General features: G+C 41.3%; 7 protein-coding genes. 6 read left to right on the top strand and 1 reads right to left on the bottom strand.

Translation table 11 applies throughout. From position 1 onward, the window contains the following. Positions 1-106: 106 nt before the first annotated feature. On the bottom strand, positions 107-1132 hold the full coding sequence (locus AC1F2U_RS34330) for a DUF4118 domain-containing protein (protein WP_480265206.1): 1026 nt from the start codon (positions 1130-1132) through the stop codon (positions 107-109). A gap of 431 nt (positions 1133-1563) precedes the next feature. Between AC1F2U_RS34330 and AC1F2U_RS34325 the strand changes: the two genes are divergently transcribed. The 6 genes from AC1F2U_RS34325 to AC1F2U_RS34300 all read left to right on the top strand — a co-directional run. After that, positions 1564-2958 (top strand): ATP-dependent DNA helicase, encoded by a 1395-nt coding sequence (locus AC1F2U_RS34325; protein WP_480265205.1) that lies wholly within the window; start codon positions 1564-1566, stop codon positions 2956-2958. 491 nt (positions 2959-3449) lie between these two features. Continuing rightward, complete coding sequence (locus AC1F2U_RS34320; protein WP_480265204.1) at positions 3450-4526, top strand: hypothetical protein; 1077 nt, start codon at positions 3450-3452, stop codon at positions 4524-4526. Between the two features lie 242 nt (positions 4527-4768). Next, a complete protein-coding gene (locus AC1F2U_RS34315; protein WP_480265203.1) occupies positions 4769-5215 on the top strand; it encodes a DUF1257 domain-containing protein in 447 nt (148 codons plus the stop codon). 3 nt (positions 5216-5218) lie between these two features. Then, positions 5219-5425, top strand: coding sequence for a DUF2997 domain-containing protein (locus AC1F2U_RS34310; RefSeq protein WP_480265201.1), 207 nt, complete (start codon positions 5219-5221; stop codon positions 5423-5425). 44 nt (positions 5426-5469) lie between these two features. Next, the gene (locus AC1F2U_RS34305) at positions 5470-5718 is read left to right on the top strand and encodes a hypothetical protein (protein ID WP_480265200.1); all 249 of its coding nucleotides are present in this window, start codon (positions 5470-5472) and stop codon (positions 5716-5718) included. Between the two features lie 5 nt (positions 5719-5723). Next, positions 5724-7218, top strand: a 1495-nt coding sequence (locus AC1F2U_RS34300) for an AAA family ATPase (protein WP_480265199.1), incomplete at its 3' end; no start/stop codon positions are given.

The raw sequence follows: 7218 nt of genomic DNA, 5'->3' as shown, positions 1-7218 counted from the left end.
CTTTAGAAGCTTTTAAAACAGCTATGTCTTATCGATTTTTCGATTGGTTGACCCTTAACCGTGACGTGTTTGCTGCTTATAAAGCCAGTTTAGGCTTTATTTGGGCTTAGTTTTTGTTTAAGTCCCGATATTGCATAGCAAGTTCTTCTGGAGCTAGTTCTCTGCCTAACTGGTAAACTTTAAAGTTAGTTGGACGTTCATCATTAGGAGCGCTGAGAGAGGCATTTGCGTCAACAGGTATGCCCAGCAGTTTAGCAAGAGCCGGATTAGCTCGAATAGTTCGGCATTCTGGATCTTCTGCAATGCCAATGCCAGTTGGAATCACCTCTAACAAAGTTTGTAGTTCTTTAACTCGTCGATTTAAAGCTTGGTTTAACTTGATAATTTTTGCTTCTGCTTGTTTGCGGTTCGTGACGTTTTGGAAGATTGCCAAGCCCGTCAGAATTTTGCTATTTTCATCTTTAACTGGAAAAGTTTGTACTAGATAAACTTGATTGTTATAAGGGATTTCAATACACATTGGGGTACCCTGTAAGGTACTACGGTAAACTGGTTCTATCAGTTCGTAAGTCTCAGGGAGAACAGTTTCGTGCAGCGTTTTACCTTGGAACTCTTCTTTTGGTAAACCAAAGATTTGCAGTTCTGTACCCTCAGCACCCATAAAGCGCATATCTCGATCGAAGAGAAAAACTACTCCATTGGGTAGATTTTGGGTTAATGTTCGGTATAGTTCTTCACCTTGGCGAAGTGAACGCTGACTCTGTAATAAATCTTTTAGATTGATTTGGGCTTCTGTTTTGTCAGTATCTGACTGCTGTTTGCTTGACTGGAAGTTAGCAGTTAGCGCACTGATTAATAGACCCTCGATAAGAAATAATACAAATTCCAGACTATCGAGAGTAGAAGATGGGTTTGTAAAAAAGTAATGACTAGCTAAAGCAGCCAAAAACACTGATGTCAATCCTGAAATGATACTACCGTACCAAGTACTTATAGCGATAGCAATCAGCCACAAGCTGAAAGAACTTGTGATTCCAGTTAGATGCTCTAGTCCCAACTTGACTAGCAAGGTTACTCCCACACTGAAAAATGCAATCCTGTAAGGCAGGTATTTTTGTTTGATAAATAACATAGAGATGGGAGCAACGGGATGAGATTTTGTGACTCAGGCTAAAAAACGAGCAATGTCTACGGCGGGCCACGCCTACGCTAAAAACTATTTTCAGTATATTAAAATATTCAGTATATTAAAATACGTATCAATGCGTAGTAAGATTTACTGGGTCTAATGTATGGTGACGAGCGCGAAAATTTGTAATGACAAGAATTAAAGTAGGATTTCCGAGTAGCAATAATTTTAAGATTGGGGATGCTTACCTTCATAGAAAAATATATATGTGCAACTCCAGATTTAACTAAATCATCTGAATGTTAAAAAACTTTCAATATATTGATTGCTGATAATGCCGAATGGATATGGAAACATATTCCTCGAACCAGAAGGAGTGTTGTTTTTTGGAGAAGCAAAACCAACAGCTATCGCTGCATTGAGTGGATCAATTAATGGAATTAGCTCCCGCGATGATGATCCAAACACTTTCTACTTTCGCTGCAACAGGTTCTTTTCCATTTCAACTCACCCAGCAGCAACAAAAAGCTTTAGATGCAATGTGGACATTTATACAGCCAACTGTGATGGCTGCTTTATTTCTGCTGGTTGGCTATGCTGGAACCGGCAAGTCAACTATTGTTTTCCAACTAATTAAAGTTCTTGTCGCTGCGGGTAAGCGAGTTGTACTGACTGCACCCACTAATAAAGCTGTAGGTGTGCTGCAACGCATGGCGGCAGAAAATGGCGTAACAGGGGTAGAATTCTTCACCATTCACCAGTTGTTAGGACTGGGTATGGTAACTAGAGGTAAAGAGAAAGTACTTGACCAAACTGGGCCTTCTTACATCAATCTATTTGATGTTGTCTTTATTGATGAATGTTCCATGATTGGCAAACAACTCTGGCGCTGGATTGAGGATGTTGCTAACCAATCATCCACTTGGACAAAAATCAAAATTATTCTCATGGGCGACCCAGCACAGTTAAATCCAGTTAATGAAGGAAAATCCCCTAGTTTTCAAGTGCCAGATAAAGCAGTTTTGACTCAAGTTGTGCGTCAGGGAACTGGTAGCCCTTTGTTAGAGTTTGTCACTGCTTCTCGCTATGCAGTTACCAAGAGCAAGTTTCCTTTTGAGCCTTATGCCAAATATCTACCTGATAAAAGTAATGGGGCGCTGATGGTTAAACGTCAAACTTTGCTGCATTATGCCTACAAAAAGATGAAGAGAGAATTTGCTCAAAACCCAGATTGTTTCCGAATTTTGTCCTGGACTAATACTCAAGTTGACTTTTACAATCAGCAGATTCGCACACATTTATATGGTGAAAATATCAATCGCTTTATTCCTGGAGAGAGATTAATCACCAGAGATCCTGTGATGGCTCCTGATGGTAAAACTACGATTCTTTCTACATCTACAGAGTTTACTGTTTTAGATGTTTTTGGGGATCGTTACAACAACTATGATACTTGGAGGTTGAAGGTAGAGACAGATGAAGGGATTGTGCGTCAAATCTATGTTCTGCATGAAGATGAGCAAAAACAATTTGACCAAGAAACCAAACGTTTACTCAAAAGTGCCAAGCGTAATCCCTTTCTGTGGAAGCAGTACTACAAACATTCAGAGCAGTTTGCCAACATCAGAAACTGCTTTGCATTAACTGTTCACAATAGCCAAGGTAGCACTTTCTTAGAAGCGGGTATTGATGGTAAAGATTTGAGTAAGCGACTTTATCCAGAACGAGGAGATGACAGTAAGGCAGTCCTGGCAAAGATTAGAGAGTTTAATCGTTTGTACTATGTTTCTAGCTCACGGGCTAGACAACGGATATTAGTTATCCGGTGATAATTGTGTATAGCAATCTCGACACAAAATTCAGATTAATCATTCGTGAACAATGAGAACCCCGATTTATTAGATAAATCGGGGTTCTGTGCCTTGTAATTTTCACAAATCAAATAAGCTAATGAGCATTTAAGTTGCATGAAAGCAGGGCTTAAGCCCTTACTACAAGTGAATAAATCTGGAGAAATAAATGACGATTAGCTTATGATTGCTAAATTATGAAATAGATAATGTCTTATGAAAAATTTGCTAACTTTAAGAACTGCTTACTAACTATACAAAGACTGTCTTTTTTTTCCAATATTTCTGCTAAAAATCTGATTTTAGCAGCTTTTTAGTCTCAAATTATTTTTAAAATTACAATCAAGTTTAACTAAATTTAGTAAGCAATTAAATGATTTATATGAATAAAATTCTAGCCTAAATTAGTGGCAAAAAGGTAAAGCTTACGCTTTATTTACTGAGGGTAAAAGTTATTATTCCTAGTAAATGTGGTACAAGCAGTGATTACACATTCAAGCGAAACCTTTCTAAAAGACGCTGTTGTTGAAAGATATAACATCTCTAAGTTGAATAAAACTCGCATCCGTTTCAAGATTCAGTTAAAGAAGACAACCAAGAGTAATGCTCCAAAATGGACAGATGTTCTCAAATATTCTCAAGATGAACAAGAATCTGACTTAGTGAAGGTTACAACCTCAGAAGTTGGTTTAAAGGGCATCAAAGTTTTCAAAGCTTTAGACGAAGCAGCAAACCAATTAAGGCAAGAAATTGCTTCAGTCCAAGAATGGATGAATTATGACAATGGTGATTGGATTTGTTCTATAGACTTAGCGCCCTTGGTCTGGAATCAACTAATCGGAATTCGAGATAATATTGCACCTGTTTTACGCACTCAACTGAAAGAAGAGTATGAAAAGGGGTACGCAGACTATCAAGAACGTATTGACAAATTTCTCTCACTCAATGCTTGGCAGTTATCTGTAGAACAACAACAAGAAGTTAAGCAGAACTTAGCCAAAGCTTTTCCCTGTTTAGAGGAACTAGAGGACTATTTACAAGTAGTAATTGGTCGTCCTGTCATTATTCCCGCCATCAGTGAACAATTGTCAGAGAAACAAGCTGAATGCTTAGGACAAATAACTCGGTTTATCGAACAGTATGACAGAAATTTAGAACAAACACTGAGGGAATCAGCGATCGCAGGAGGCGAACAACTAGCAGCCCAGTTGCTCGAAGATTTGAGCAATTGGGAACCAGGACGAAAGCCTGTCAACTTCAAGAAGAAGATGGAACGCCATTTCAAGAAAGTCCAAATGCTTTTGGCTAACGCCAGTTTTGAAGCAGGTAGCAGCCTTGGACAAATGATGGCTCATCTAGAAAATGTTCTCGAAAACGCTTCTGTGGATGCCAAAAAGCTCGATTCACAAGGGCGTTCTCAGTTGCAGAAAAAAATGGATGAAATTTGTTCCAAGCTTCTGGATGAACAACGCCATCTCCAACGATTAGCAACTGATGAAGGTATGGGATTAACCAGAGCTACAGCGATGTCCCTCAAACTTCGCTAGAAAAAACAATCAAGAACGTGTCTGTATCGTCCTTGATCGAAAACGAGGTGTGGGGGAGCCACTGCGGTGGACGGGTTTCCACAGCAGTAAGCAAGTGGCGTTGTAGAGGAAGACAATACGCCTACACTTCCCAAGCTTGCTACGGAACTAAGAGGGGAAGTGATAGGTAGGAACTTTTTGCTTCCTTGTCTATCACCACTGTTCGCATTAATTTACCAGTCCACAGTATTTAGAGGTAGTAAATGTCGCACTTTTCAACTGTCACTACAAAACTAACTAACCGTGAATGTTTAGTACAAGCTCTACAAGATTTGCAGCTTACCGTCCAAGTTTATGAAAAACCACAATCGCTGAGAGGTTATTACGACGACTCCCAAGGACAAAGTGCTGAGATTGTTGTCCCTGGCCGTAGTTTAAGTGTCCGCGCAGATATCGGGTTTAAGTGGGATCAGGAGGCAGGGGTGTATCAACTCATCCATGATGCCTATGAAACTGTACCCCGACTAGGAGAAGACTTCTTTTCGCACACCTTAATACAAGCCTACGGACAGAAGATGGTTCGCGCTAAAGCAGCCCAGTTACAAGAACATCTGGGAGAATGCACCATCACAGAAGAAACCAACGGTCAGGTACATACCCTGCGTCTTGCATTTTCAGCACACCAGCAAGCTCAACAAATACGGAGGTAACTTATGGAACGGGCAATCTTGATACATTTTGACACTGCTACAGGCGAAGTGAAAATAGAAGCCGAGGGATTTGAGGGTTTGTCGTGCCTAGAAGCAACCCAACCCTTTGAGGAAGCTTTGGGTATAGTGCAAAGCGATCGCACTTACAAACCAGAATCTCAGCAACAGCTTCGTAGCATCATTACTCATCAACAACGACTGCACCAATAAACATTCGATGGGGGACAAGGAAAATCCCCCTGCACAATTTTTCTATGAGTGAACTACCTGAAGATTATCCGATGCTGCATATTTACCCCTCAAAAGGAGCGCGGCAACCAGTAATTATCAAAGGAAATGCCGAGGGACTGTGCGCTTTAGTCAATGCCCTAATTTCCGCCATTGCTCATCCAAATTCTTCTGGAGTTGCTGAAGTATTTAACGGCGATACCGAAGTTTACGAAGTAGTCGTGCATCTTGTTACCACTCACGAAAAACTTTCTCCCGTACCCGATCAAAATTAGCAACAATGAAACTATCAAACCTGATTACCACCATTGACTCTCAAATACCCATCGTGGCAATAGATGTTCTGTCCCCCGAAGAAGCCACTATCATTCAGTGGTTAACTACTGAAGTGATGGACAAACTTAATAGTCCTGTGTACTTCTGGAATTTGGGAGTTTCCGGCTTGGAGCAATGTCTGATTGCTGACGACGGTGGACTGGTGTTCAAATCAGTCGAGACGTATAAAAAGCCTCCTAACATAGACCCTTTAATATATGTGTTCGAGTACATCAATAATTTTGGTAGTAATGGAGTTTTTATCCTGGGAGATGTTCACCCTTTTGTGGGTAGAAACTCCCTGCAATTGAGTTGGGAAATCCTCACCAGAGTAAAAAACTTGTACCATCGCCTCAAACCGACTGAAAAGCGAATTGTGTTTTTAGGTCAAAACATTCAACTGCACGAATCCCTGCTGAGACTAATTCCTTGCTGTGAAGTTCCTTTGCCCAGCATTGAGCAAATTCAAGACCACTTAGAATCATATTTACTATACTTGCAAGAATCTGCCAGCGAGCAAGAGGTAACTTTTACCGTATCTCTCACCACTGAAGATAAAGAAACCTTGGCAAGGGCAGCTTTAGGGCTAACCTTGGAGGAAATCAGCGACTTTCTGCGGCTCACTGTTAAGGAGCGATTAACTTCTAAAGGTATAGTAATTGATACTACGGTCATCCCTTTGGTTGTCGAATACAAAACCCGCCTACTGTCTCAGATGGGTATCGAATTGGGTAAATCAGCGACCATACCTTTTGGTGGTTTGGATTTATTGCGGGATTGGTTGCAACGCCGCCGTCGGTTATTTTCCCAGGAAGCGCGATCGCTAAATCTACCCCAACCTAAAGGAGTGCTACTGGCAGGGCCACCAGGGACGGGTAAATCGATAGTAGCAAAGAACATTGCAACCATACTCAACCTTCCCCTGCTGCAATTAGACATTGCCTCGATGCTTGGTAGCCTGGTGGGAGAATCTGAGGGCAATGTCCGCCGCGCACTCAAGACGGCTGAAGCTATTGCACCCTGTATCTTGTGGATTGATGAGGTTGAGAAAGCACTTTCAGCTAATGGTGATACCTCTGGAGTCTCACAAAGGATTCTGGGGAATATCCTCACTTTCATGTCTGAATGTACGGCGGGGGTGTTTGTGGTGGCAACCTGTAATGACCCAACAGCGCTGCCTATTGAGTTTAAGCGGAAAGGGCGGTTTGATGAAAATTTCTTTGTTGACCTACCTACTGAGTTGGAACGCTGCCAAATTCTTAAGATTCACTTAGAACGGTTTGGTATAGAAGTTCCGCAGGAATATTTAGAGGCGATCGCTGCTAGCACCGACAAGTTTAGTGGTGCTGAGTTAGAAACCCTGGCATCAGAAGCAGCACTACTGGCTTTCGATGAGGGAAGACCTCAGCAGGTCACACTGGCTGATTTAGAAAATTGTCAGCAAAACATCACCCCTTTAG

The organism is Nostoc sp. LEGE 12454 (assembly GCF_056620565.1).
The sequence above is the reverse complement of the archived record's forward strand: the minus strand, read 5'-3'. Positions and strand labels throughout refer to the sequence as shown.

Bases quoted from the DNA above. Each gene is read 5' to 3' on its own strand.
- AC1F2U_RS34325 (WP_480265205.1), top strand. From the start codon at position 1,564: ATGGAATTAGCTCCCGCGATGATGATCCAAACACTTTCTACTTTCGCT.
- AC1F2U_RS34330 (WP_480265206.1), bottom strand. From the start codon at position 1,132: ATGTTATTTATCAAACAAAAATACCTGCCTTACAGGATTGCATTTTTC.
- AC1F2U_RS34315 (WP_480265203.1), top strand. From the start codon at position 4,769: ATGTCGCACTTTTCAACTGTCACTACAAAACTAACTAACCGTGAATGT.
- AC1F2U_RS34310 (WP_480265201.1), top strand. From the start codon at position 5,219: ATGGAACGGGCAATCTTGATACATTTTGACACTGCTACAGGCGAAGTG.
- AC1F2U_RS34305 (WP_480265200.1), top strand. From the start codon at position 5,470: ATGAGTGAACTACCTGAAGATTATCCGATGCTGCATATTTACCCCTCA.